23 protein-coding genes are annotated in these 21,997 nt (G+C 66.4%); 10 read left to right on the top strand and 13 right to left on the bottom strand.

Features of this window, described 5'->3' with window-relative positions:
- Positions 1-136: 136 nt before the first annotated feature.
- Positions 137-2,089: a threonine--tRNA ligase gene (thrS, locus tag LOS8367_RS00825; RefSeq protein ID WP_085894550.1), complete on the top strand. Its 1,953-nt coding sequence runs from the start codon at positions 137-139 to the stop codon at positions 2,087-2,089.
- On the opposite strand, the gene LOS8367_RS00820 is transcribed toward thrS, so the two are convergent.
- Positions 2,086-2,382: an arsenate reductase family protein gene (locus tag LOS8367_RS00820; protein WP_165761360.1), complete on the bottom strand. Its 297-nt coding sequence runs from the start codon at positions 2,380-2,382 to the stop codon at positions 2,086-2,088. The two genes, thrS and LOS8367_RS00820, sit on opposite strands and share 4 nt — an antisense overlap.
- 99 nt (positions 2,383-2,481) lie before the next feature.
- On the opposite strand from LOS8367_RS00820, the gene LOS8367_RS00815 reads away from it, so the two are divergent.
- Positions 2,482-2,688: a cold-shock protein gene (locus LOS8367_RS00815; protein WP_021692131.1), complete on the top strand. Its 207-nt coding sequence runs from the start codon at positions 2,482-2,484 to the stop codon at positions 2,686-2,688.
- On the opposite strand, the gene LOS8367_RS00810 is transcribed toward LOS8367_RS00815, so the two are convergent.
- Together LOS8367_RS00810 and thyX are read right to left on the bottom strand one after the other, a co-directional pair.
- Positions 2,685-3,572 carry a type II toxin-antitoxin system death-on-curing family toxin gene (locus LOS8367_RS00810; RefSeq protein WP_085894547.1) on the bottom strand — a complete coding sequence of 296 codons (888 nt, stop codon included), beginning with the start codon at positions 3,570-3,572 and terminating at the stop codon, positions 2,685-2,687. The two genes, LOS8367_RS00815 and LOS8367_RS00810, sit on opposite strands and share 4 nt — an antisense overlap.
- Positions 3,573-4,478: an FAD-dependent thymidylate synthase gene (gene thyX, locus LOS8367_RS00805; RefSeq protein WP_085894545.1), complete on the bottom strand. Its 906-nt coding sequence runs from the start codon at positions 4,476-4,478 to the stop codon at positions 3,573-3,575.
- A 160-nt stretch (positions 4,479-4,638) separates the two neighbouring features.
- Between thyX and LOS8367_RS00800 the strand changes: the two genes are divergently transcribed.
- The 3 genes from LOS8367_RS00800 to LOS8367_RS00790 all read left to right on the top strand — a co-directional run bounded on the left by LOS8367_RS00800 (position 4,639) and on the right by LOS8367_RS00790 (position 7,552).
- Positions 4,639-5,691, top strand: a complete 1,053-nt coding sequence (locus LOS8367_RS00800) for a hypothetical protein (protein WP_085894544.1) — start codon at positions 4,639-4,641, stop codon at positions 5,689-5,691.
- Positions 5,691-7,040: a hypothetical protein gene (locus tag LOS8367_RS18940; protein WP_085894543.1), complete on the top strand. Its 1,350-nt coding sequence runs from the start codon at positions 5,691-5,693 to the stop codon at positions 7,038-7,040. The genes LOS8367_RS00800 and LOS8367_RS18940 overlap by 1 nt, the downstream gene beginning before the upstream one ends.
- Before the next feature lie 83 nt (positions 7,041-7,123).
- Positions 7,124-7,552 (top strand): VOC family protein, encoded by a 429-nt coding sequence (locus tag LOS8367_RS00790; protein ID WP_085894542.1) that lies wholly within the window; start codon positions 7,124-7,126, stop codon positions 7,550-7,552.
- A gap of 33 nt (positions 7,553-7,585) precedes the next feature.
- On the opposite strand, the gene LOS8367_RS00785 is transcribed toward LOS8367_RS00790, so the two are convergent.
- The 3 genes from LOS8367_RS00785 to LOS8367_RS00775 all read right to left on the bottom strand — a co-directional run bounded on the left by LOS8367_RS00785 (position 7,586) and on the right by LOS8367_RS00775 (position 8,883).
- The gene (locus LOS8367_RS00785) at positions 7,586-8,095 is read right to left on the bottom strand and encodes a MarR family winged helix-turn-helix transcriptional regulator (RefSeq protein WP_085894540.1); all 510 of its coding nucleotides are present in this window, start codon (positions 8,093-8,095) and stop codon (positions 7,586-7,588) included.
- 96 nt (positions 8,096-8,191) lie between these two features.
- Positions 8,192-8,497, bottom strand: a complete 306-nt coding sequence (locus LOS8367_RS00780) for a succinate dehydrogenase assembly factor 2 (RefSeq protein WP_106535017.1) — start codon at positions 8,495-8,497, stop codon at positions 8,192-8,194.
- Positions 8,494-8,883 (bottom strand): helix-turn-helix domain-containing protein, encoded by a 390-nt coding sequence (locus LOS8367_RS00775; RefSeq protein WP_085894539.1) that lies wholly within the window; start codon positions 8,881-8,883, stop codon positions 8,494-8,496. Before LOS8367_RS00775 ends, LOS8367_RS00780 begins: the two co-directional genes overlap by 4 nt.
- Positions 8,884-9,006: 123 nt before the next feature.
- Between LOS8367_RS00775 and LOS8367_RS00770 the strand changes: the two genes are divergently transcribed.
- Both LOS8367_RS00770 and LOS8367_RS00765 read left to right on the top strand, forming a co-directional pair.
- Positions 9,007-10,209, top strand: a complete 1,203-nt coding sequence (locus tag LOS8367_RS00770) for a pyridoxal phosphate-dependent aminotransferase (protein ID WP_085894538.1) — start codon at positions 9,007-9,009, stop codon at positions 10,207-10,209.
- A gap of 15 nt (positions 10,210-10,224) precedes the next feature.
- Entirely contained in the window at positions 10,225-10,647 is a 423-nt protein-coding gene (locus LOS8367_RS00765) for a hypothetical protein (protein WP_085894537.1), read from the top strand.
- Positions 10,648-10,650: 3 nt separating this feature from the next.
- On the opposite strand, the gene LOS8367_RS00760 is transcribed toward LOS8367_RS00765, so the two are convergent.
- The 3 genes from LOS8367_RS00760 to LOS8367_RS00750 form a co-directional block, all read right to left on the bottom strand.
- Entirely contained in the window at positions 10,651-11,259 is a 609-nt protein-coding gene (locus tag LOS8367_RS00760; RefSeq protein WP_085894536.1) for a DedA family protein, read from the bottom strand.
- A 33-nt stretch (positions 11,260-11,292) separates the two neighbouring features.
- Complete coding sequence (locus LOS8367_RS00755) at positions 11,293-12,684, bottom strand: MATE family efflux transporter (protein ID WP_085894535.1); 1,392 nt, start codon at positions 12,682-12,684, stop codon at positions 11,293-11,295.
- A 70-nt stretch (positions 12,685-12,754) separates the two neighbouring features.
- On the bottom strand, positions 12,755-13,645 hold the full coding sequence (locus LOS8367_RS00750) for an NAD-dependent epimerase/dehydratase family protein (RefSeq protein WP_085894534.1): 891 nt from the start codon (positions 13,643-13,645) through the stop codon (positions 12,755-12,757).
- A gap of 72 nt (positions 13,646-13,717) precedes the next feature.
- Here LOS8367_RS00750 and LOS8367_RS00745 point away from each other — a divergent pair, with 72 nt between their 5' ends.
- Complete coding sequence (locus LOS8367_RS00745; RefSeq protein ID WP_085894533.1) at positions 13,718-15,001, top strand: alpha/beta hydrolase family protein; 1,284 nt, start codon at positions 13,718-13,720, stop codon at positions 14,999-15,001.
- A 187-nt stretch (positions 15,002-15,188) separates the two neighbouring features.
- Positions 15,189-17,144: a DNA topoisomerase IV subunit B gene (gene parE, locus LOS8367_RS00740; RefSeq protein ID WP_085894532.1), complete on the top strand. Its 1,956-nt coding sequence runs from the start codon at positions 15,189-15,191 to the stop codon at positions 17,142-17,144.
- A 3-nt stretch (positions 17,145-17,147) separates the two neighbouring features.
- On the opposite strand, the gene LOS8367_RS18775 is transcribed toward parE, so the two are convergent.
- The 3 genes from LOS8367_RS18775 to LOS8367_RS00730 all read right to left on the bottom strand — a co-directional run bounded on the left by LOS8367_RS18775 (position 17,148) and on the right by LOS8367_RS00730 (position 19,464).
- Positions 17,148-17,411, bottom strand: a complete 264-nt coding sequence (locus tag LOS8367_RS18775) for a hypothetical protein (RefSeq protein WP_133056274.1) — start codon at positions 17,409-17,411, stop codon at positions 17,148-17,150.
- Positions 17,412-17,507: 96 nt separating this feature from the next.
- Positions 17,508-18,185 (bottom strand): ABC transporter ATP-binding protein, encoded by a 678-nt coding sequence (locus LOS8367_RS00735; RefSeq protein WP_085894531.1) that lies wholly within the window; start codon positions 18,183-18,185, stop codon positions 17,508-17,510.
- Positions 18,178-19,464, bottom strand: a complete 1,287-nt coding sequence (locus LOS8367_RS00730) for a lipoprotein-releasing ABC transporter permease subunit (RefSeq protein ID WP_085894530.1) — start codon at positions 19,462-19,464, stop codon at positions 18,178-18,180. The genes LOS8367_RS00735 and LOS8367_RS00730 overlap by 8 nt, the downstream gene beginning before the upstream one ends.
- 190 nt (positions 19,465-19,654) lie before the next feature.
- Between LOS8367_RS00730 and LOS8367_RS00725 the strand changes: the two genes are divergently transcribed.
- Complete coding sequence (locus LOS8367_RS00725; protein WP_165761359.1) at positions 19,655-20,635, top strand: NAD(P)-dependent alcohol dehydrogenase; 981 nt, start codon at positions 19,655-19,657, stop codon at positions 20,633-20,635.
- A gap of 3 nt (positions 20,636-20,638) precedes the next feature.
- Here the strand turns inward: LOS8367_RS00725 and proS are convergent, their stop codons facing one another.
- Positions 20,639-21,976 carry a proline--tRNA ligase gene (gene proS, locus LOS8367_RS00720; protein WP_085894528.1) on the bottom strand — a complete coding sequence of 446 codons (1,338 nt, stop codon included), beginning with the start codon at positions 21,974-21,976 and terminating at the stop codon, positions 20,639-20,641.
- Positions 21,977-21,997 lie beyond the last annotated feature (21 nt).

Here is a 21,997-nt window from a genome sequence, read left to right as displayed (position 1 = left end):
GGCGCAGCATCGAAGCGCGCGGCTGCAATGACAAGCCCCGCGCTTGACACGCCGGTCCGGCCCGATCATCAAGCCCCGACACACATAACCCGCAACCGGGCGTTCCGTGGGCGCCAAACCGACGAGGAGGCCGAACATGGCCCAGATCTCCCTCACCTTTCCCGATGGCAACAGCCGCGACTACCCCGCCGGGGTGACCGCCGCCGAAGTGGCGCAGTCGATCTCGCCCAGCCTCGCCAAGAAGGCCATCTCTGCGAATGTGAATGGCGACCACTGGGATCTGAGCTGGCCGATCCAGCATGACAGCAAGATCGCGATCCACTCGACCAAGGATACCGAGCCGTCGCTGGAACTGATCCGCCACGCCTTCGCGCATGTCATGGCCCGCGCGGTGCAGGAAATCTGGCCCGACGTGAAGGTCACCATCGGCCCGGTCACCGAGAACGGTTGGTTCTACGATTTCGACCGCTCGGAGCCCTTCACCCCCGAAGATCTCGGTGCGATCGAGAAGAAGATGAAGGAAATCATCGCCAAGTCCGAGCCGATCCGCAACGAGGTGTGGGACCGGGCGCAGGCGCGCGCCTACTACCAGGAGCGCGGCGAGACCTTCAAGATCGAGCTTCTGGACCGCATTCCCGAGGACGCGCCGATCCGCATGTACTGGCATGGCGACTGGCAGGATCTCTGCCGCGGCCCGCATCTCCAGCATCTGGGCCAGCTGCCCGCCGACGCCTTCAAGCTGATGGGCGTCTCCGGCGCTTACTGGTTCGGCGATGTGAGCCGCCCGCAGCTGCAGCGGATCTCGGGCGTGGGCTTCCGCAACCGCGACGAGCTCAAGGCGCATCTGACCATGCTGGAGGAGGCCGCCAAGCGCGACCACCGCAAGCTGGGCCGCGAGATGGACCTGTATCACCTGCAGGAGGAAGCGCCCGGCATGGTGTTCTGGCACCCCAATGGCTGGACCGTCTACCGCGCGCTCGAGGACTACATGCGCCGCCGCCAGAACGCCGCCGGCTACCGCGAGATCCGCACCCCGCAGGTCGTCGACCGGGTGCTGTGGGAGCGCTCGGGCCATTGGGAGGCCTACCGCGAAAACATGTTCATCGTGGAGGTCGACGAGGAAGGTGCGAAGGAAAAGCGCACCAACGCGCTCAAGCCGATGAACTGCCCCTGCCACGTGCAGGTGTATAACCAAGGGCTGAAGTCCTACCGCGACCTGCCGCTGCGGCTCGCGGAATTCGGCTCCTGCCACCGCTACGAATCCTCGGGCTCCATGCACGGGCTGATGCGGGTGCGCGGCTTCGTGCAGGACGACGCGCATATCTTCTGCACCGAGGACCAGCTCGAGCAGGAATGCGCGGATTTCATCGCGCTCCTCGCCTCGGTCTACCACGACCTCGGCTTCGAGAAGTTCGACATCAAGCTCTCGACCCGACCTGAAACCCGCGTGGGTTCGGACGAGATCTGGGACAAGGCCGAGACCGCTCTGGAAAAGGCGATCCAGAAGGCCGGGGCCGAGTACACCGTCGATCCGGGCGAAGGCGCGTTCTACGGGCCCAAGCTCGACTTCAAGCTCACCGACGCGATCGGGCGCGAGTGGCAGTGCGGCACCTTCCAGGCCGACTTCAACCTGCCCGACCGGCTGGACGCGGAGTTCGTCAACGAGAAGGGCGACAAGGCGCGGCCCGTTATGCTGCACCGCGCGATCCTCGGCTCGTTCGAGCGGTTCCTCGGCATCCTGATCGAAAACCACGCCGGCCGCCTGCCGCTCTGGCTCGCGCCGCGCCAGGTCGTCGTGGCCTCGATCATCTCGGATGCCGACGACTACGTGCACGAGGTGGTCGCCGCGCTGAAGAAGGCGGGCATCCGCGCCGAGGCCGACACCCGCAACGAGAAGATCAACTACAAGGTGCGCGAGCACTCGGTCGGCAAGGTGCCGGTGATCCTCGCCATCGGCGGCCGCGAGGTCGAGGAGCGCACCGTCAGCCTGCGCCGCCTCGGCGAGAACCGCTCCGAGGTGCTGGCCCTCGACGAGGTGCTGGCGCGGCTCAAGGGCGAGGCGACGCCCCCGGACCTGCGCCGGGGCTAGAGCCCTTGGCGGTAGTTGCCGCCTTCTTCGATCACCGGGCGTTTCAACAGCGCCGGGTGATCCTCCAGAAGCCCGGCCACAGGCCGGGCTTTTTCGTCCTCGGAGAGCGCGCGCCACGTGGTCGAGGACCGGTTGATCGCCTTGTCGCCGAAGGTGGCGACGATCGCCGCGCGTTCTTCTGCCGCCAGCGGTTCGGCGCGCACGTCGACCAGAACCGGCTCATGCCCTTGCTCTTTCAGCGCCTTCATCGCGGCGCGCGTACGATCGCAGTTCTTCAGCCCGAGAACCCGCATCTTTCCCTCCACTTGTGATTTGCCTTTCCTGCACGCGACCTACTGTCCTTGGCAACCGCAAGGCGTGCGGTCGGACTTCAAGTGACGGGAGTAAGTGCCATGCCGAAGGGCACCGTGAAATGGTTCAACACCACCAAGGGTTATGGGTTCATCGCGCCGGAGGATGGCGGCAAGGACATCTTCGTCCACATCTCGGCGGTCGAGCGCTCCGGCCTTACCGGCCTCGCCGATGACGAGCCGGTGGAATTCGAGCTGATCGAGGGCCGGGATGGGCGCGAGATGGCGGGGAATTTGCGGAAGGTTTAGCGATAGGCCAACCGCTGCAGAGCCTCTCGGTAACTGTTGATGAGTTGAAATGTCGGCTGCGCATCGCGGAGCAAAACCTCACCATCGAATCCATCTTGGTCAGTCAGCCCACATATCTGCCTGACGTGTTTCAGTGTGTTGTCAGGCACATCAACACCTTCGCCATGATAAGCTATTGCGCCGACTTTTCGCTTATTCTTTACGACCGTTGTGCGGAAGAATCCCCTAACAGTCTTTTCCTCCCTAACAACAATATCTATTGAACCCTTAAATGGATTGTCAAAGTCAAAGCCGTGCTTGCTTATGATGTACCTCAACTCTCTAAACTTGATTGTCCTACTCAGTCGCGCAGAACGTCGAGAATTTTTTTCCAAGTATCTACCAAGGTAGGCTATCTCCGGACGCGGATGGCCTTGCTTGTCCATTTTTCTAACTGCAGCCTTGCTCTTGATGGAGTTGTCGGCGATTGACACCATCAAATCTTCAAAATCCTTTTGCCCAACTGTTATGGTACGCCCCATCCTATGCAGTTGAAGCAGCGCGCAAAGAAACGCCGTACGCTTGTTTGCGTCATGGAATGGATGATTCTTAATCAACCCATAAAGCAAAGATGCTATCCGCTCGTATTCACTCTTGTAAACAGTTACGCCTTGAAATCCCATCCACTGCCTCTCGACAGTAGATACCAGTCCATTAACAGATTTCGGACCAATCCCGCCAATTCCATAGTCTTGCTCCATAAAGTAGTCAGCAATACAGAAATGCGCCTCCAAAACGTCATCGTAGGTGAGCAGATGAGGCGCCTCAATATTACGGCCAAAGTCCGGGAGACTTTGGGATACTCGTTTCAATTCCTGGGCCAACGGCTTAGATAGTAACAGCATTTACTGCCACTCCCCCTTAAACTCCCGCCATTCCCTCGCACTCATCCCCGATGTCTCCTGAGTCACCTCCTCCCCAGCGAGCATCCGACGCAGGCACTCTACACCTGAAGCTGAAAGCGTCACCCCTCCGAGGCGATACTCCTCGAAGGCGCGGTAGGCGGCGGGCACCCAGTCCCTGACCATCTCGCAGATCGCATCCGCATAGACCCGGATCTCGTATTGCGCGTGGCTGTCGGCCCTGAGCCGCAGGAAGTGGAACAGGTTGTGCAGGTCCACCTTCCAGTACCACTGCGTGTAGATGTTGGCGGGCAGGTTCATCCGCGCCAGCTCGCGCGCGAGGCCCTGCTGGCCGTCGTCCGAGATCATCTGCTCGTAGTGGTCATAGGCGCGGTGCGCGTCCTCGCGCAGCCAGTCGAGCACGCGGGCCGATTCCTCCTCGCCCAGCACGTCGCCCCGGCCCTGGTTGTTCTGCGCCGACTGAGCGGCGAGGTCTTCGGCGCGGGGAATGTAGAACTCCCGGTCGAGGATCGAGTAGCGGGCGGAGTATTCGTTGACGTTGGCGGTGCGGTGGCGGATCCACTGGCGCGCGACGAAAACGGGCAGCTTCACGTGCAGCTTCAGCTCGCACATCTCGAACGGCGTCGAGTGCCAGTGCCGCATCAGGTAGCGGATCAGCCCCTCGTCGTTCTGCACGCTCTTGGTGCCGCGCCCGTAGCTGACCCTAGCGGCCTGGCAGATCGCGGCGTCGTCGCCCATGTAGTCGATCATCCGCACGAAGCCGTGGTCGAGCACCGGATGGGCCTTGTAGAGATGCTTTTCGGCGCCTTCGGAAACGGCGCGCAGCGTCTGTCGGGGGGTGGCGCGAAGATCCTCGATCTCGGCGCTCTGCTCGGGCGTCAGCGGCATTGTCGTCTCCTGTAACTCGTGGCTTGCGCCTGCATAGCCCCGTGGCCGGATTGGAACAATCGCCGAGCCGCCTGCCCGCGCCGCCGGCCCATGCGTTGACAGCTCCCACCCGGCCCCGGATGGTCGGGGTCAAAGAGCCTCAGGCCGAAGGGCAGCCCCGATGATCCGACCACTTTCCATTGCCGCATTGCTGCTGCTGACCGCCTGTGGCGACGGCCAGCCCTTCGAGTTCTCCGAAGAGGAAGTGACGGAGGAAGACGAGGAAGAGGAAGAGACCGGCGGCTTCGACGGCGACGGCACGCCGCCCGAGGGCACCGAAGGTCCCACGGCCGGGCCCGACGAGTCGATCTTCCGCACCGAGGCCGAGGATGGCGAGGGCGGCGGTTTCGTCACCGAGGTGATCTACAACGCCGCGAGCGACAGCTTCACCGTCGACAACATCGCCTTCGACGGCGATCGACCCTATCAGCGGCAGGACGGTTTCGACAGCCTCGCGGGCTATGCACTCTATGCCAGTGTCGGCACGCCCGACGACGATCTCGTCGTGCGCGACCCGGTGATCGACCCGCGCACCGGCGAGACGGTCGATCAATTCGACTACCGCGCGATCTACGGCGTCAGCCGCGACCAGGTCCGGGTCGACGGCAAGCTGGAGCCGCGCTCGCGCTTTGCCATCGTGCGCACCGGCAGCTATCGCAGCTACGGCTTCGGCGGCTTTCTCTACGAGCGCAATGGCGGCGTCGAGCTGCCGCAGAACGGCCAGGCGGTGTTCGCGGGCGACTATGCGGGGATGCGCGTCTTCGCCGGTGCCGGCGGCCTCGAATACACCACCGGCGACATCGAGATCGCGGTGGATTTCGAGGATTTCAATTCGGGCGAAGGGGTCCGCGGCGTGATCGACAACCGCCAGGTCTTCGATTCGAACGGCAACCCTCTGACGCTGGGCGGCGGCGACGAGGCGCTGGTCGCGCCGACGCTGATCTTCGATGTCGGCCCCGGCGCGCTGCGCGACAATGGCGAGATCGGCGGCACGCTGTCGAGTCGGCGGGTGCTCGAGGACGGCAAGGTCGAGATCTATGAATCCGGCACCTATCTGGGGATCATCGGCGGTGAGGCCGAAGAGATCGTCGGCATCGTGGTGATCGACTCGGACGACCCGCGCTTCGACGACGTCACCGCGCGCGAGACCGGCGGCTTCATCGTCTACCGGTGATGCGCCTCGGATCGCTCTGCCTCGCGGCCGCGCTCTGGCTCGGCGCTTCGGCCATGGCCGCGCCGGTGGAGATCGGCCCGGACGCGATGCGCCGCCTCGCGGCCGAGGCGCTGGCGGCGGGTCAGGTCGAGACCGCGCAGGCCCTGACACGGGCGCTGCTGACGCGCGATCCCGAAGACGCCACGGCGCTGATCCTCGCGGCCGAGGCGGCGGTGCGGGCCGAGGACTGGGCCGGCGCGGCGCGGCTCGCCGCCGCAGCGCATGGTCGGGTCGAGGGGCCGGCGCGGTTCCGCGCGGCGCGTCTCGCGGCCTTCGCGCTGACGCAGCAGGGTCGCTTCACCCGCGCCCAGATCTGGCTGCGCCGCGCCAGCCCGGACGCGCCCGACGCCGCCGCCCGCACCGGGCTGGCTGCGGATTACCGCGCCGTGGCGGCGCGCAACCCTCTGGCGCTGCGGCTCGGCTTCGGCGTGGCGCCCTCCTCGAACGTCAATGGCGGCAGCCGTTCCGAAACGCTGAGCCTGCCGGGCCTGCCGGTGGAGCTGGAGCTGTCCGGCGCGGCGCGGGCGCTGTCGGGCACGGCGGTGACCGGGTCGGCCGGGGCGCGCTACGGAATCGCCGCCCCCGCCCTGCCCGGCCCGGCCTGGATCGACCTGCAAGCGGAAGGGCGCGGCTACCTGCTGAGCGACAGCGCACGGCGGCAGGCCCCGGAGGCGCGCGGCGCGGATTTCGCCCAGGCTGCGTTGCTGCTCGGGCTGACGCAGCGGTTCGAGCGCCCAGAGATGCCGATCGATCTTTCGGTCGAGGTGGCGCGCCACTGGTACGGCGGTGACCCCTATGTCGACACGCTGCGCTTCGGGCTGGCCCGGCCGTTGCTGCGCCAGCCACGCGCGCGGCTCGATCTGGCGCTCGCCGCGCAATACAGCAACCGGCTAGACACCGGGACCGATTGGTGGACGCCCACCCTGAGGCTGGCCTGGTCGCAACGCCTCGACAATGCCGACGGCCTCGGGCTAAGCGCGCGGCTGCGCCGCCAGACCGGCGATGCGCCCGATCTGGCGCATGACGGGCTGACACTCGGGATCGATTACGACGTCGCCAGACCGCTGGGTCCCGCACGGCTCGGCTTCGGCGTCGAGGCCGAATGGCGCGATTATCCCGAAAGCCGCTACAGCTTGGACGGCCGCCAAGACGCGGAGTTGCGGCTCGAGGGCCGGGTCGCCCTGCCCGGCCAGGAGCGCTATGGCTTCTACCCCGAGATCGGTATCGAGACGCGGCGCAGCTGGTCGGATGTCGATCTCTTCGACGAAGAGGCAGCGACCCTCAGCCTCGGGCTGCGCTCCGCCTTCTGAGCCTGCCGCACTGGCAGCGCACGTGTCGCGTGCTAGGCTCCGCCGCGTCGCGCAAGACCGCGCATGAGAGGGAGACCGCCGCGATGGCATTGAAATATCTGCACACCATGGTCCGGGTGAAGGATCTCGAGAAGAGCATGGCCTTCTACGAGCTTCTCGGGCTCAGGGAGACCAGCCGCAAGGAGAGCGAGGGCGGTCGCTTTACCCTCGTGTTCATGGCGCCCCCCGGACAGGAGGAATGCCCCGTCGAGCTGACCTGGAACTGGGATGGCGACGACGGGCTGCCTTCCGACAGCCGTCATTTCGGGCATCTCGCCTATCGCGTGGACGACATCTACGAGACCTGCCGCCACTTGCAAGAGAACGGGGTAACCATCAACCGCCCCCCGCGCGACGGGCACATGGCCTTCGTCCGTTCGCCCGATAACATCTCGATCGAGCTTCTGCAGGCCGGCGACGCGCTGGCGCCGCAGGAGCCATGGGCGAGCATGGAGAACACGGGCCACTGGTAGGCCCGTTCCCCTCGCGCCGGATTGGCGCGGGGGTCAGTAGATATAGCGGATCTGCTCGGTCCAGTAGCGTTCGATCCGCCGCAGCGACATGGTGATGTCGTCTATACCGGACTGGTCGAGCACGCCGCGAGACAGCATACCCGCGGCGTGGCTCGCAAACAGCTTGTCGACGATGTCGCGGATGCGCCGCCCCTGTTCGGTCAGCCGCACGCGGACCGAGCGCCGGTCGATCTGGCATCGCTGGTGATGCATGTATCCCGCCTCGACCAGCTTCTTGAGGTTGTAGCTGACATTGCTGCCTTGGTAGTAGCCGCGCGATTTCAACTCGCCCGCCGTGACCTCGTTATCGCCCACATTGAAGAGCAGCAGCGCCTGCACCGCGTTGATCTCGATCACGCCTATGCGTTCGAATTCATCCTTGATGACGTCGAGCAGCAGCCGGTGCAGCCGCTCCACCAATGTCAGGCTATCGAGATAGCTCGCCATGAAGGCCGTGTCGCGCGCCCCGCGCAGCGCCGGTTCCAGGGAGGAATGCACGCTCATCGTCAACTCTCCGTTCTGCCCGCCCGAAGGCAGGAATGTCGGAGAATGACGAAGAAACGGTTAAATTGCGCGACCTTGCACCTGCCCGGCCCTGCCTCAGCGCGGCCGGGTCACTCCGCGCGCGCCTTCTGCGATCTCGGCCACGAGCGCCGCGTAGCGCTCGGGCACCGGCAGGGAACCGGCGACCCAGCCATAGATGTCGTGATCGTTCTCCGAAAGCAGCCGGTCGTAGAGCGCAAGCCCCTCATCCGACATCCCCGAGAGGCGACGCGTGGCGAAATCCTGAAGGATCAGGTCCATTTCCTTGATTCCGCGCCGCATCGAGCGCATCCGCAGCCGCCGTTCGCGGGTCTCGCGCGGCTCGTCCAACGGTGCGGCGGGTTCGATCGGCAACCCGGTCACGAGGTTGCCTCGCCCACGCGCTTCAAACGCTTCTCCAGCGTCGCCATGCGCTCGGCCGCCCGCATCATTTCAGCGCGCAGCACCCGCATTTCCGAGAGGATCTCCGACACCGCCGGCGGCGTGGCTTCGGTCGCGGCCGGCGCCTCGGGCCCGTCACCACGCCCAGTCAGCAGCCAACTCAGCGACACGTTGAGCATCCCTGCCAGCATCTGCAGCCGGTTGGCGCGTGGCTCGTCCATGTCGTCTTCCCAGGCCTGCAGCGTCCCGACCTCGACGCCGAGCTGCGTCGCCAGCGCCTCCTGGCTAAGCCCGGCCCCCTCGCGCGCGCCTGCCAGCCGGTCGCCGAAGGTGGCGGCCGTCTCGCTGTAATAGCCCTCTTCCTGCATCGCGCATCCTCCTGCCCAGCGACCGCTTGATGGCGGCCCGCCCCCGCCATATGACACTCGCGGGGCGCGGTTTCCAGTCACGGGCGCGACCTGTCACACCCGACCAGCGACATCGGAGCCGCCATGCCCTTCCTGTCCGACACCCTCGCGCGGGTGAAGCCTTCGCCCACCATCGCCATGACCAACAAGGCGGCCGAGCTAAAGGCGCAGGGGCGCGACATCATCGGCCTCTCGGCCGGCGAGCCCGATTTCGACACCCCGGCCAACATCGCCGAGGCCGGGGGCCGCGCCATCGCCGAGGGCAAGACCCGCTATACCGCCGTCGACGGCATCCCCGAGCTGAAACGCGCGATCTGCGCCAAGTTCAAGCGCGACAACGATCTCGATTACACACCGAGCGAGGTGAGCGTCGGCACGGGCGGCAAGCAGGTACTCTACAACGCGCTGATGGCGACGCTGAACCCGGGCGACGAGGTGATCATCCCCGCCCCCTACTGGGTCAGCTATCCCGATATGGTGCTGCTCGCCGGCGGCACGCCGGTCACCGTGGCCTGCGGGATCGAGACCGGTTACAAGCTGACGGCCGAGACCCTCGAGGCGGCGATCACGCCGAACACCAAGTGGTTGCTGTTCAACTCGCCCTCGAACCCGACCGGCGCCGGCTACAGCCATGACGAGCTGAAGGCGCTCACCGACGTGTTGCTGCGCCACGACCATGTCTGGGTGATGACCGACGACATGTACGAACACCTCGCCTTCGGTGATTTCCGTTTCACGACGCCGGCGCAGGTCGAGCCCGGCCTCAAGGATCGCACGCTCACCGTCAACGGCGTCTCCAAGGCCTATGCGATGACCGGCTGGCGCATCGGCTATGCTGCGGGGCCCGAACCGCTGATCCGCGCCATGGCCAAGTTGCAGTCGCAATCCACCTCGAACCCCTGTTCGGTAAGCCAGTGGGCCGCCGTGGAGGCGCTCGACGGGCCGCAGGACTTCATCGCCCCGAACAACGCGGTGTTCCAGAGGCGGCGCGATCTGGTGGTGGCGGGACTAAACGCCGCGCCCGGCGTGACCTGCCCGGTGCCGGACGGGGCCTTCTACGTCTATCCCGACATCTCGGGCTGCATCGGCAAGACCAGCACCGGCGGCACGGTGATCGCCGATGACGAGGCCTTCGCCACGGCGCTGCTGGAAGAGGAAGGCGTGGCCGTCGTGTTCGGCGCGGCCTTCGGCCTTTCGCCGAATTTCCGGGTCAGCTACGCTACTTCGGACGCGGCGCTGGAGGAGGCCTGTGGCCGCATCCGCCGCTTCTGCGAGGGGCTGCGATAACCCGAAGGGGGCGCCATGACGGACCTGTCCGGCTATTATTTCCGGGTCAAGGACTCGGGCGGCATCATGTTCCGCATCGGCGACGAGACGCGGCACCGTCGGGTCGAGCTCGAACAGCTGGCCACGATCAACACGCGCAATGGCGAAATCCGCTCTCAGGGCAATCGCGAACTTGCACCGGAAGATCGGGCCGCCGCCGAGGCTTGGCTCGAACAGCGCCGGGAGGTCCTCGCGGCGCGGCAGATCGACGATATCCGCCGCGCCATCGATCACCTGAACCTTACCGCGCATTGGGCCCAGAGCCAGGCCAGCGAGGCCGAGTTGGAAGCGGTGACGGAGCCGCTGCTCTTGGCCATGCACGATCTGCGCATGATCCTCGTGCGCAAGAAGGCTGAAAGGGTCGAGGCAGCGCGGACGCGGCCCACGGAGACCGGTTGAGCCTCAGTCGCGCTGCCTGCGGCCCTTGCCACGGAACACGCGCCACAGATAGAGCGCGACGATCACCGCGATGACGCCATTGGTCACCGGGTTCAGCCACACCTGCACGCGCTCGTATTGCGCCTCGAGCAGGTAGCCCGCACCGAACAGCCCGCCGACCCAGATCAGCGACCCGGCGGTGGTATAGGTCAGGAACTTGATCAGCCCCATGTGCTGGAGCCCGGCGGGCACCGAGATCAGAGTCCGTACCGTCGGGATCATCCGCCCGAAGAAGATCGCCGCCGCGCCGTGACGCTCGAACCAGCCCAGCGCCCGTTCAACGTCGTCGCAGGACAAGGTCAGCCAGCGGCCATAACGGTCGACGAGGCGCATCAACCGGTCGCGCCCGAGCCTGCGGCCGATCTCGTACCAGATCCATGCTCCGGCCACCGAGCCGATCAGCCCGGCGATGAGGGTGAGCACCGGCCGCGCCTCACCGGTTGCGGCGTTGTAACCCGCGAGCGGCATCACCAGCTCGGAAGGGATCGGCGGGAACACGTTTTCGAGGAACATGAGCGCAGCAACGGCGAAAGCGCCTCCGGCGGCGATCCAGCTGGTAATGAAATCGAACATGCCCCGCCAACCAGCGGGCCCGCCGGGTGGTTCCTAGGCGGACCCGATCCGTACCGACCGCGACCAGAACCGCCACAGCAGCGTCGATGCCGCCAGACCCAGACCGACGACCAGACCGAGCCAGACCCCGGCCGCGCCAAGACCGAGCGGAAAGCCCAGCAAATAGCCAGCCGGCATGCCGATGAGCCAGTAGCTGATCGCGGCGAACACCATCGGCACGCCGGTATCCTGCACCCCGCGCAACAGGCCCAGCGCCATCACCTGCAACGCATCGACGATCTGGAACAGTGCCGCCAGCGACAAGAGCGTGATGCCGGTCGCCACGACCGCGTCACGCGCCGGATCGCCCGGATCGACGAAGGCCGCAACAAAGGGCTCCGGCATCGTCACGAAAATCAGACCGACGAGACCGGCAGAGACCACCGATAGCGCCACGCCCGACTGGCCGATCATCCGGAGCGCCGCCTCGTCGCGCCGTCCCAGTGCCCGGCCGGCCCGCACCGTGGCGGCTTGGCTCAGCCCGACCTGTATCATGAAGGCAACCGAGGTGATCTGCAGCGCGATGCCATGCGCCGCCAGCGGCACCTCACCGATCCAGCCGACCATCACGCCGGTGGCGACGAAGAGACCGCCCTCTGCGAGGCTGGTCAGGCCGATCGGCACGCCCAGCCGTACCACCTGCCCCAGCACGTCTAGATCGGGCCGCCACAGGCGCCGCACGAGGTCATATTCCGGCAGGCGCCGCAGCGCGTAGGCCAGGAGCACCAGCGCCTGCAGCATCGCCATCGACAGCGAGGCGATGGCCGCGCCGCGGATGCCCAGCTCGGGGGCGCCCCAATTGCCGAAGATCAGCGCGTAGTTGAGAAGCGCGTTGCAGACCGCCATTCCCAACGTGCTCCACAACAGCACCGCCGTGTGCTCGAGCGCCGAAAGGAAGGAGCGCATCACCATCGCCACCAGCCCCGGCACCATGGCCCAGGCGGCGATCCGCAGATAGGCCTCGCCCGCCGCCGCAACCTCGGGCTCCTGTCCCAGCGCTAGGAACAGATCCTCGGCCCACATCAATGGCGGCACGAAGACGGCGGCATAGATCATCCCGACCCAGATCCCCATGCGCGTCACGCGCCGCACCCGCACCGGATCACCGGCCTCCGCGGCGGTCGCCACCACCGGCATCACCGCCCAAGCAAAGCCCGCGCCGACGATGAAGATGAGGAAATAGAGCGAGGTCGCCAGCGTTGCCGCGGCCAGCGCGGTAACATCGTACCAGCCGAGCATCACCGTGTCGGTGACGTTCATCGCCATCTGCGCGAGGTTCGAGCCGATCAACGGCAGCGCCAGCACGAGCAGGCGACGCCCGTGCTGGGTGCGGGTGAGCGCCTCGAAAGGCCTGTCGGTGGAAGCGGTGAGGTCAGCTTGGGTCATGCATGTTCCCTACGTCGCCCCCGCCGTTCGCGTCCAGTTCGGGATTGTACCGGTGACGCCTCGGGCGGGTTCAGCCCCCGAGCACCTCGCGCCACGAATGGACAGGCGCGAAGCCCAGCATCCGCTTGGCCTTGTCGTTGGCATAGAAGGTCTCGGTCTCGCCCATGTCGCGTCTAACCTCCACGCCCTCATAGAATTGCGCCCGCACCTCGGCATTGCTCAAGCCCACCGACAGATCGTCGTTCGAGACGTTGAAGACCTCGAAGCCGAGCCCATCGGTCCTCAGGCAGCGCTCGACCATCTGGCCGAGATCGCGAGCGTCGATATAGGCGAAGATATTGCGCCGACGGAGTGCGGGCTCCTGCATGTAGGCCGGGAACTTCTCTGCATATTCATGCGGCTCGATCACGTTGTTGATCCGCAGCCCATAGATGTCGAAACCGGTGCGGGCCTGAAAGCTCCTTGCCGTCGCCTCGTTCACCACCTTCGACATGGCGTAGCTGTCCTGCGGCACGGTTGGGTGCTCCTCGTCCACCGGCAGATAGGCGGGCTTCACCTCGCCGTCGTGGAAGCAGACGCCGTAGGTCGTCTCGGACGAGGCGAAGACCACTTTGCGGATGCCGAGCTTCGCTGCCGCATCCAGCACGTTGTAGGTGCTCATCACGTTTACGCGGTAGGTCTCGTTGTCGGGTCTGAGCAGGATCCGCGGCACGGCGGCGAAATGCACGATCGCGTCGTAGCGCGGCACGCCCGTCCCCGGCTCCAACTCGTCGAAGCCGGCATAGGCATGGGCCGCATTGAAGACCTGCCCGGCATCGGTAAGGTCGCAGATCAGGTTGTCGACGCCCGGATGATCGAGCGGCACGAGATCGAGATTGGTGACGCGGTGGCCGCGCTCCAGCAGATAGGGAATGGCGTGGCGGCCGGCCTTGCCGGCGCCGCCGGTGAACAGGATGCGCATGGTGTCCTCCCTCGCGTCTTGCTCCTCTGTTCATAGTATGGCCCCATTCCGGCGCAACCCGGAGGAGAGAGAATGACCAAGTTCCTGCTGGCCGCCTCGGCGGCGCTGCTGGCTGTGCCCGCGACGGCGCAGAACCGCATCGACCTCGTGCGGCCCGATGCGCCCGAACTCGCCGCCCATGGCGATCATGTCGTCGGCGTCACCACGATGAGCTTCACGAGAGAGGGCGTGCCTGACGTGGCGCGTGCGACCGAAGACGGCGTCGAAACCTATGACCGCGAAATCACCGTCGAGATCTGGTACCCGGCGGCCGAGGGCACCGAGCCGGGCGGCAGCTACACGGCGCTGCTGCGCGATGGCATGACCGAGGTGCAGCTGGCGGGCCGCGCCGCGCGCGATGCCGATCCGGCGATGGAGGGCGATTTCCCGCTGGTCCTCGTCTCGCATGGCTATCCCGGCAACCGCTTTCTCATGAGCCACCTCGCCGAGAACATCGCCACCAAGGGCTATGTCGTAGCCTCGATCGACCATCCGGATTCGACCTATGACGACATGGGGGCCTTCGGCTCGACGCTGGTGAACCGGCCCCGCGACCAAGCCTTCGTGCTGGCGCGCATGGCCGAGCTCGACGATCCGATCGGCGCCATCACCGACGGCGACACCGCGGCGGTCATCGGCTACTCGATGGGAGGCTACGGCGCGCTGATCTTCTCCGGCGCTGGGCTCACCGAGGATTTCCGGGCCTCGCGCTATGCACCGCCGCAGGAGCTTTTGGAAATCAACGCGATGGGCGCTGACACCATGGCCGATCTACCCGACGACCGGGTCAAGGCCGTGGTCGCCATCGGCCCTTGGGGCCGCAACCGCGACGCTTGGAACGCGGAGGGGCTCGGGGCGATCGAGACGCCGCTGATGCTCATCGCGGGCGGGGTGGACGACGTGTCGGGCTATGACGCGATCCGTTCGATCTTCGATGAGACGGTCGGCACCGAGCGGCATCTGCTGACCTTCGACAACGCCAACCACAACGCCGCCGCACCGATGCCCGCGCCGGAGGAAAGCTGGGCCGTCTCGGAAAGCCTCGGCTACGCCCCCTTCGACCATTACGCCGATCCGGTCTGGGACACGGTGCGGATGAACAACGTGACCCAGCATTTCGTGACCGCCTTCCTCGACCTGCACCTCAAGGGCGAGGCGGAAAAGGCCCGGTATCTCGACCTCGTGCCCGACAGCGCCGACGCGGTCTGGGATCGGGCCGAAGACGGCACGCCGAACGAGGCCGACAGCTACTGGGCGGGCTTTCCCGAGCGCACGGCTAGGGGCCTGCGCTTTGAAACCCTCGCCCAAGGCGAATGAGCGACGGCCGCCCGCCCCTGGCGGGCGGCCTCCCAGCGGGCAACGCGTATTCGATGGGCAAAGCCGCCGCAGGCGTGGCTTCGTCGCGCCACGGGACAAAATGTGAACCTGCCGGCTGCGCCGTACCGTTGCCCCCGGCCCCGCCTCCGGGTTATATGGCCGGCACCCCAGAACAAGAGCAGTGCCCATGCCCGACGATCTCCTCTCCGGCGCCGAGCCCGCCTACGACGCCTCCTCCATCGAAGTCCTCGAGGGGCTGGAGCCGGTCCGCAAGCGGCCCGGCATGTATATCGGCGGCACCGACGAACGGGCGCTGCACCACCTCGTGGCCGAGGTGCTCGACAACTCCATGGACGAGGCCGTCGCCGGCTACGCCAACCGGATCGAGGTCGAGCTTCTGGCCGACTACTCCGTCGTCATCCGCGACAACGGTCGCGGCATCCCGATCGACCCGCACCCCAAGTTCCCGGGCAAATCGGCGCTGGAAGTGATCCTCTGCACGCTGCACGCGGGCGGCAAGTTCTCGGGCAAGGCCTACCAGACCTCCGGCGGTCTGCACGGCGTCGGGGCCTCGGTGGTCAACGCGCTGTCCGACAGCATGGTCGTGCAGGTCGCGCGCAACCGCGAGCTCTACGAGCAGAGCTTCTCGCGCGGCGTGCCGCAGGGGCCGGTAGCCAAGATCGGCGCCGCCCCGAACCGGCGCGGCACCACCGTGACCTTCCACGCCGACGAGGAGATCTTCGGCCACCACCGCTTCAAGCCGGCGCGGCTGCTGAAGATGGTACGCTCTAAGGCCTATCTCTTCTCCGGCGTCGAGATCCGCTGGAAAAGCGAGATCGACGACGGCGAAACCCCGCGCGAGGCCAGCTTCCACTTCCCCGGCGGCCTCGCCGACTACCTCGCCGAAACGCTGGGCAAGTCCTCGACCTATGCCGACAAGCCCTTCGCAGGCACGGTCGAGTTTTCCGAGAAATTCAACGTGCCCGGAAAGGTCGAATGGGCGGTGAACTGGACGCCGTCGCGCGACGGCTTCACCCAGTCCTACTGCAACACCGTGCCGACCCCCGAGGGCGGCACACATGAGTCCGGCTTCTGGGCCGCGATCCTCAAGGGCATCCGCGCCTATGGCGAGCTCGTCAACAACAAGAAGGCCGGCCAGATTACCCGCGAGGACCTGACCACGGGCGGCTGCGCGCTTGTCTCGTGCTTCATCCGCGAGCCGGAATTCGTGGGCCAGACCAAGGACCGTCTCGCCACCACCGAGGCGCAGCGCCTCGTCGAGAACTCGGTCCGCGACCATTTCGACAACTGGCTCGCCTCGGACACCAAGTCGGCGGGCGCGATCCTCGACTTCCTTGTGCTGCGCGCCGAGGAACGGCTCCGGCGCAAGCAGGAAAAGGAGACCGCCCGCAAGACCGCGACCAAGAAACTGCGGCTGCCGGGCAAGCTGGTCGACTGCTCGACCAATGCGCGCGAGGGGACCGAGCTCTTCATCGTCGAGGGGGACTCGGCGGGCGGCTCCGCCAAGATGGCCCGCGACCGCAAGACGCAGGCGCTGCTGCCGCTTCGGGGCAAGATCCTCAACGTGCTCGGCGCGGCCTCCTCGAAGCTTGGCTCGAACCAGGAGATCAACGACCTGACCCAAGCGCTGGGCGTCGGCCTCGGCACCAAGTTCAACGTCGACGATCTGCGCTATGAGAAGGTCATCATCATGACCGACGCCGATGTCGACGGCGCGCATATCGCGGCGCTCCTGATGACCTTCTTCTTCAGCCAGATGCGGCCGATGATCGACCACGGCCACCTGTATCTCGCCTGTCCGCCCCTCTATCGGCTGACCCAAGGGGCCAAGCGCCTCTACGTCGCCGACGACGCGGAGAAGGAGCGGATGATGCAGAAGGGCCTTGGCGGCAAAGGCAAGATCGACGTGCAGCGCTTCAAGGGTCTGGGCGAGATGGACGCCAAGGACCTCAAGGAGACGACCATGGACCCCGGCTCGCGCAAGCTGATCCGGGTGTCGATCAACGACGAGGAGCCGGGCGAGACAGCCGACCTCGTGGAGCGGCTGATGGGCAAGAAGCCGGAGCTACGGTTCCAGTACATCCAAGAGAATGCGCGGTTCGTAGAAGAGCTGGACGTCTAGGGATCAACTCTCCGGATGGGACCGGATCTGCCATCTCTTGGTTGCCGGATCCTGCTTTACGGTCCCATCCGCCTGCATGAGAGCAAGCACAGAACGAGATACGTGTCCCTGATGCTCGACATGCCCGAAATAGATGCCCAAGGCGCGACCGATATCAGAGTTTCGAAGGCCCTCTGTTGGACCGTTGACAAGCACTGACCAGACCGCGGATTTAAGGTCAGCAATAGCCCGCTGGGCGCGCTGATAGGCATCGTCATTTATGATCATGGATAGTTCCTATTTACCTCCAGAAATAGATCACCCATCGACGACGCTATCGTCAAGGTTGCTGGCTCTGTAGCCGAATGCCATGTCAAAATAAGGCTACGCCACCACCCCGTGATCCATCCGGACCACCCGATCCATCCGCGCGGCCAGCTCCAGATTGTGCGTCGCGATCAGCGCCGAAAGTCCCGTTCCCCGGACCAGCGCCATCAGCGCATCGAACACCCGGTCGGACGTGTCGGGGTCCAGGTTGCCAGTGGGCTCGTCAGCCAGCAGCAGCCGCGGCGCGTTGGCGAGCGCGCGGCAGAAGGCCACCCGCTGCTGCTCTCCCCCCGACAGCGCCGCCGGACGGTGATCGGCGCGGGGGCCGACGCCGACCTGCTCCAGAAGCTCACGCGCCCGGGTCTCGGCCTCGCGGCGCGGCGTGCCGGCGGCCAGCTGCGGCAGGGTGATGTTCTCCAGCGCTGAGAACTCGGGCAGCAGGTGGTGGAACTGGTAGATGAAGCCGACATCGGCGCGGCGTACCTGCGTGCGGCGGCGATCCGACAGCTTGGCCATCTCCTGCCCGCCGATGGCGACATGGCCCGCATCGGGCGTGTCGAGAAGCCCCGCGATGTGCAACAGCGTCGACTTGCCCGCGCCCGAAGGCGCGACCAGCGCCACCACCTCGCCGGGCCGGATTTCCAGATCCGCGCCGCGCAGCACCTGCACCTCCGAGGGCTTGCCCTTGTTGTAGGTCTTGGTGAGCCCCGAGAGCTTCAGGATCGGTTCACTCATAGCGCAGCGCCTCGACCGGGTTCATCCGCGCCGCGCGGCGGGCGGGAAACAGCGTGATGACCCATGACAGGGTCAGCGAAAGGGCCACCGCGGAGATCACGTCGCCCAACTCCAACTTGGCGGGCAATGCATAGATGCCGCGGATCGACGGGTCCCAGACGCCGCCGCCGGAGAAGTAGTTCACCGCCGCGAAGATCGGGTCGATCCAGATCGCGAAGGCGCAACCGAGGATCACGCCCAGCAGCGTGCCGATGGTGCCGATGCCCGCACCGCAGATGAAGAACACCCGCAGCACCGAGCCCTCGGTCAGCCCCATGGTGCGCAGGATGCCGATATCGCGGCCCTTGTTCTTCACCAGCATGATCAGGCCGGAGATGATGTTCATCGACGCGATCAGCACGAGGATCGACAGGATCACGAACATCACGTTGTCCTCGACCGTAAGCGCGCGCAGGAACGCGCCCGCGCTGTCGCGCCAGGTCCACAGGAACGCGGTCGGTCCCGCCACATCGAGGATCTCGGGCAGAAGCTCCTGCACGTTGTCGGGATCCTCGACCATTACCTCGATCTCGCCCGCCACGCCGTCGCGGTTGAAGAAGAGCTGCGCCTCCGACAGTGGCAGGTAGGCCCGTGTGCGGTCGATGTCGTAGCGCCCGGCGGTGAAGATGTAGGTCACCTCGTAGGCCGAGACGCGCGGGCTCTGTCCCATCGGGGTCTGCGCACCGTTGGGCGAGATGATCCGCACCTTGTCGCCGATCACCACGCCAAGCTCGCGCGCCACGCCCGAGCCCAGCGCGATCCCCTCCCCGAAGCGGGCGATGTCGCCGATGCCGGTCTCGGGATCGGCGATGCGCGGCAGCGAGGCGAGGTCCTCGGCCCGGATGCCGTAGACCTCGACGCCCGCATTGCTCGCCTCGAAGCTCGCCATCACCTGCCCGCGCACCACCGGGGCGGCGCGGGTGACGCCGTCGATCTGCATGAGCCGCTCCGAAAGGTCCTCGTAATCCTCGATTACCCGGCGGGTAATGTCGGTGCCCTCGATGACGCTGTCCTGATAGACGGTGACATGGGCGTTGGCGCCGAGGATCGTGTCGATGAACTCCTCGCGGAAGCCCGCGCGCACCGACAGCGTCGCGATCAGCGCGAAGACTGCCAGCGTGATGCCGACAAGGCTGATCCAGGTCATGACGCTGACCCCGCCCTCGGCGCGGCGGGCGCGGATATAACGCCAGGCGATCATCCACTCGAAGGCGGAAAACGGGGCGGTGCGGTTGGCCATGGGCGGGTCCTGTCAAATGCGCGCGGACCTTGGGGGCGAGCGCGATCGGGGTCAAGCCGCGACGCTGCCGCCTCACGCCACGGTGTCGGCGCTTGACGCGAGAGCCGGCGCCGGGTCAGCTTGGTCCGGGGGATGTCATGGGCGTGACGCAGACGCCGCGCAGCATGGCCGCATTTGGGGAGGAGCGTCGATGCGCGCCGTGATCTGCCGCGCCTATGGCGGCACGGAACACCTTGAGATCGTCGAACGCGCGCTGCCCGAACCGGGGCCGGGCGAAATCCGCGTCAGGCTCTGCGCCGGCTCGGTCAGCGCCGGTGACTGGCGCATCCGCTCGCTCAGCGTGCCGGCGGGCTACGGCCTCGTGGTGCGGCTGGCCTTCGGCTGGAGCGGCCCGCGCCAGCCGGTGCTGGGCACCGCATTTTCCGGCATCGTCGAGGCTGTGGGCGAAGGCGTGACCCGCTTCGCCCCGCATGACGAGGTGTTCGGCTCCACCGGCATGAAGATGGGCGCCCATGCCGAGGCGGTGGTGCTGTCCGAAACGGGGGCGGTGGTCCACAAGCCGCATGTGCTGAGCCACGCGCAGGCGGCCGCCCTTCCCTTCGGCGCCAGCACCGCGTTGCAGTTCCTGCGCGACAAGGGGCGGCTGCGATCCGGCGAACGGCTCTGCGTCGTCGGCGCCGCGGGCGCGGTGGGCACGGCGGCGGTGCAGATCGGCCGCGCGATGGGCGCGCATGTGACGGCGGTGTGCTCGACGGCCAATGCCGATCTCGTGCGCGATCTCGGCGCGCGGGAGGTGATCGCCCATGACGAGGACGAAGAGCCCTTTGCGATTCCGGACCGCTTCGACGTGATCCTCGACACCATCGGCCGGGCGCCGATGCGGGACCGGATCCGGGCGCTGGCGCCGAAGGGGCGGCTGCTGGTGGTCAGTGGCGGCATGTCGGACGCGCTTCGCGCGCCCCTGCCCCGGGCCGGCGGCCGGCGCGTAAAGGGCGGCGTCGCGCAGGAAAGCCGCGCCGACATGGAAGAGATCGCCCGGCTGGTCGAGGCGGGCGATCTGCGCGCCGTCATCGACAGCCGCTATGCCCTGTCGGATATCGCGCGGGCCTATGACCGGGTCGCCACGGGCCGCAAGCGCGGCGCCGTGGTGCTCGACCCGGACGAGGGCTGAACCTCAGATATAGGCGTAGATCCGGGCGATCTTCTCCACCGCTTGCTCGGGCGGCAGCTCCTCGCTTTCGCCGGTACGGCGCGAGACCAGTTCGACCACGCCGTTCTTCAGCCCCTTCGGGCCGACGGTGATCCGCCATGGCAGGCCGATCAGGTCCATCGTGGCGAACTTGGCACCGGCGCGCTCGTTGCGGTCGTCATAGAGCGGGTCGAGGCCCAGCGCCTGCAGGCCGGCATAGATGCCCGCGCAGGCCGCGTCGGTCTCGGCGTCGCCCTGACGCAGGTTGACGATGCCGACATGGAATGGGGTCACCCCTTCGGGCCAGATGATGCCCTTCTCGTCATGGCTCGCTTCGATGATCGCACCCACCAGGCGGCTGACGCCGATGCCGTGAGAGCCCATTTCGACCGGCACACGCTGACCTTCGGCATTGGTCACGGTCGCGCCCATCGCCTCGGAGTACTTGGTGCCGAAATAGAAGATCTGGCCGACCTCGATCCCGCGCGAGGAGCGACGGCGCTCTTCGGGCACCTCATTGAACAGCGCCGGGTCATGGGTCTCGTCGGTGCGCGCATAGGGGGCCGTCCACTCGGAGACGATCTCCTTGAGCTGGTTCGGGTCCTCGTAGTTCACCACGCGGTCGGCGAGCTGCAGGTCGAGGATCGCGCTGTCGTAGAACACCTCGCTCTCGCCGGTCTCGGCCAGCACTAGGAACTCATGCGTGTTCTCGCCGCCGATCGGGCCGCTGTCGGCGCGCATCGGGATCGCCTTCAGGCCCATCCTCTCATAGGTGCGCAGGTAGCTCACCATGTGGCGGTCGTAAGCCTCCAGAGCGCTCTCGCGGTCGACGTCGAAATTGTAGCCGTCCTTCATCAGGAACTCGCGGCCGCGCATCACGCCGAAGCGCGGGCGCATCTCGTCGCGGAACTTCCACTGGATGTGGTACAGCGTCTTGGGCAGGTCGCGGTAGGACGAGACGTAGCTGCGGAAGATGTCGGTGATCATCTCCTCGTTGGTGGGGCCGTAAAGCAGGTCGCGGCCATGCCGATCCTTGATCCGCAGCATTTCCTCGCCATAGGCCTCGTAGCGCCCGGATTCCCGCCATAGATCCGCCGATTGCAGGGTCGGCATCAGCAGCGGGATATGCCCGGCCTTCTGCTGTTCCTCGTCGACGATGCGCTCGATGTTGCGCAGCACCTTCAGACCCAGCGGCAACCAGGAATAGATGCCGACGGCAGCCTGCTTGATCAGGCCCGCGCGCAGCATGTAGCGATGGCTGACGATCTGCGCCTCGGCGGGCGTTTCCTTGAGCACGGGCAGGAAATAGCGGGTCAGGCGCATCGGGAGATCCTATTTTCAGGG

The sequence above is a fragment of the Limimaricola soesokkakensis genome, assembly GCF_900172345.1.
Taxonomy (GTDB): domain Bacteria; phylum Pseudomonadota; class Alphaproteobacteria; order Rhodobacterales; family Rhodobacteraceae; genus Limimaricola; species Limimaricola soesokkakensis.
The sequence above is the reverse complement of the archived record's forward strand: the minus strand, read 5'-3'. Positions and strand labels throughout refer to the sequence as shown.

Bases quoted from the DNA above. Each gene is read 5' to 3' on its own strand.
- LOS8367_RS00745 (WP_085894533.1), top strand. From the start codon at position 13,718: ATGACCAAGTTCCTGCTGGCCGCCTCGGCGGCGCTGCTGGCTGTGCCC.
- LOS8367_RS00730 (WP_085894530.1), bottom strand. From the start codon at position 19,464: ATGGCCAACCGCACCGCCCCGTTTTCCGCCTTCGAGTGGATGATCGCC.
- thyX (WP_085894545.1), bottom strand. From the start codon at position 4,478: ATGCCGCTGACGCCCGAGCAGAGCGCCGAGATCGAGGATCTTCGCGCC.
- thrS (WP_085894550.1), top strand. From the start codon at position 137: ATGGCCCAGATCTCCCTCACCTTTCCCGATGGCAACAGCCGCGACTAC.
- LOS8367_RS00775 (WP_085894539.1), bottom strand. From the start codon at position 8,883: ATGCAGGAAGAGGGCTATTACAGCGAGACGGCCGCCACCTTCGGCGAC.
- parE (WP_085894532.1), top strand. From the start codon at position 15,189: ATGCCCGACGATCTCCTCTCCGGCGCCGAGCCCGCCTACGACGCCTCC.
- LOS8367_RS00770 (WP_085894538.1), top strand. From the start codon at position 9,007: ATGCCCTTCCTGTCCGACACCCTCGCGCGGGTGAAGCCTTCGCCCACC.
- proS (WP_085894528.1), bottom strand. From the start codon at position 21,976: ATGCGCCTGACCCGCTATTTCCTGCCCGTGCTCAAGGAAACGCCCGCC.
- LOS8367_RS00750 (WP_085894534.1), bottom strand. From the start codon at position 13,645: ATGCGCATCCTGTTCACCGGCGGCGCCGGCAAGGCCGGCCGCCACGCC.
- LOS8367_RS00800 (WP_085894544.1), top strand. From the start codon at position 4,639: ATGATCCGACCACTTTCCATTGCCGCATTGCTGCTGCTGACCGCCTGT.
- LOS8367_RS00785 (WP_085894540.1), bottom strand. From the start codon at position 8,095: ATGAGCGTGCATTCCTCCCTGGAACCGGCGCTGCGCGGGGCGCGCGAC.
- LOS8367_RS18775 (WP_133056274.1), bottom strand. From the start codon at position 17,411: ATGATCATAAATGACGATGCCTATCAGCGCGCCCAGCGGGCTATTGCT.
- LOS8367_RS00820 (WP_165761360.1), bottom strand. From the start codon at position 2,382: ATGCGGGTTCTCGGGCTGAAGAACTGCGATCGTACGCGCGCCGCGATG.
- LOS8367_RS00755 (WP_085894535.1), bottom strand. From the start codon at position 12,684: ATGACCCAAGCTGACCTCACCGCTTCCACCGACAGGCCTTTCGAGGCG.
- LOS8367_RS00815 (WP_021692131.1), top strand. From the start codon at position 2,482: ATGCCGAAGGGCACCGTGAAATGGTTCAACACCACCAAGGGTTATGGG.
- LOS8367_RS00760 (WP_085894536.1), bottom strand. From the start codon at position 11,259: ATGTTCGATTTCATTACCAGCTGGATCGCCGCCGGAGGCGCTTTCGCC.
- LOS8367_RS00765 (WP_085894537.1), top strand. From the start codon at position 10,225: ATGACGGACCTGTCCGGCTATTATTTCCGGGTCAAGGACTCGGGCGGC.
- LOS8367_RS18940 (WP_085894543.1), top strand. From the start codon at position 5,691: ATGCGCCTCGGATCGCTCTGCCTCGCGGCCGCGCTCTGGCTCGGCGCT.
- LOS8367_RS00725 (WP_165761359.1), top strand. From the start codon at position 19,655: ATGCGCGCCGTGATCTGCCGCGCCTATGGCGGCACGGAACACCTTGAG.
- LOS8367_RS00790 (WP_085894542.1), top strand. From the start codon at position 7,124: ATGGCATTGAAATATCTGCACACCATGGTCCGGGTGAAGGATCTCGAG.
- LOS8367_RS00735 (WP_085894531.1), bottom strand. From the start codon at position 18,185: ATGAGTGAACCGATCCTGAAGCTCTCGGGGCTCACCAAGACCTACAAC.
- LOS8367_RS00810 (WP_085894547.1), bottom strand. From the start codon at position 3,572: ATGCTGTTACTATCTAAGCCGTTGGCCCAGGAATTGAAACGAGTATCC.